Source organism: Streptomyces alkaliphilus (genome assembly GCF_014141535.1).
Taxonomy (GTDB): Bacteria; Actinomycetota; Actinomycetes; order Streptomycetales; family Streptomycetaceae; genus Streptomyces; species Streptomyces alkaliphilus.
The window spans coordinates 1-1,234 of the sequence record NZ_VKHT01001253.1 but is presented as its reverse complement, the minus strand read 5'-3'; the positions used below and the strand labels follow the sequence as shown (position 1 = coordinate 1,234).

At 71.9% G+C, this 1,234-nt stretch carries 1 protein-coding gene; it reads right to left on the bottom strand.

Going from position 1 to position 1,234, the window contains the following annotated elements; translation table 11 throughout:
* Positions 1-72 precede the first annotated feature (72 nt).
* A complete protein-coding gene (locus FNQ90_RS23770) occupies positions 73-579 on the bottom strand; it encodes a SigE family RNA polymerase sigma factor (RefSeq protein WP_182608226.1) in 507 nt (168 codons plus the stop codon).
* Positions 580-1,234 lie beyond the last annotated feature (655 nt).

The following is a 1,234-nucleotide window of genomic DNA, read 5'->3' as shown; positions in this document are numbered from 1 at the left end:
CTCCCCGCCTCCGGCGGGGAAGGTGTGCTCGTCGTGTGCGCTCATGTCTCTCGCCCTCCCTGGGGTGTCGGGTCACGCGGTCAGTTCGGTGATGTCGCGGGCGCCGAGCACGGTGCGCAGGCGGGTCAGGGCCCGACCGCTGCGGCTGCGCACCGCCGAGGGGGTGGTGCGCATGACCTCGGCGGTCCGCTCGACGCTCAGGTCCTCCCAGAAGCGCAGCACGAGCACCGCGCGGTCCTCCGGGGTGAGACGGGCGAGGGCGGCCAGGAGGGTGACCCGCAGCGGGGTGTCCTCCCCCTCGGCCCCGTGATCGGGCAGGCCGTCCATCGGGCGCTCCCCGCTGCTGCGACGACGCCGGTGTGTCAGATGGGCCCGTATCAACACCTTCTGGGCGTAGCCCACCGGATTCTCGATGCAACTGCGGCGGCTCCAGGCGGAGTACATCCGCCCGAGGGTCTCCTGCACCAGATCCTCCGCGAGGTGGGTGTCCCCACCGGTCAGCAGACAGGCCGATCGATAGAGCGGCCCGCTGCGCATGCGGATGAACTCGTGATAACTCTCCCTGTCGCGCTGCCTCATGGGTCCCCCTGCCCCCTTCTTCACTCTCTTCACCGGCGGATGACGCTCCGCCGCCGGGTGGTACCGGACCGACGGTGAGCCGCCGGTCGGGGCGGCCCCCGCGACCGGCCCCCGATGGCCCCGGCACTCCGTCCCCACCATGGAGATGCGCGAGCCCCCCGCGGATGTCGCAGCCGGGAGCGAACTTTTTCCCGAGGGCGTCCCGGAAGCGCGTGGTTCCGGTCGAATTCACGCTGCCGTCACCGACACCGGGCGCACGTGACCCGCCCGGCGGCATCGGACCCCGGCGTCGGAACGGATGACGGCGCGACGGCCGGCCGAACACGACGGTGCCCGCGGCCGGGGACCGCAATCCCCGCCCGCGGGCACCGGAACGTGCCGGCCGGCCGAACCGTGCCGGGAGCTGGGTCCCGGGAGCGTGGGGTCCCGCGAACGTGCCGGCCGAAAACCCGTCCTCCCCCGGGGGTCACCCGAATCCCGGGAACCACCGACGGGACACCCTGCCGGCGGGGCCCGGGCACGGCTCGGAGGAGTCGAAAATCGGCAGAGATCAGAAGAATGTACGAATGTAGTCCTTGACCGTCCCGTCCCCCGCCACCAGCGGGATCAACGGCCACTTCTCGAAGATCGTGCAGGGATGCGACATCCCCAACCC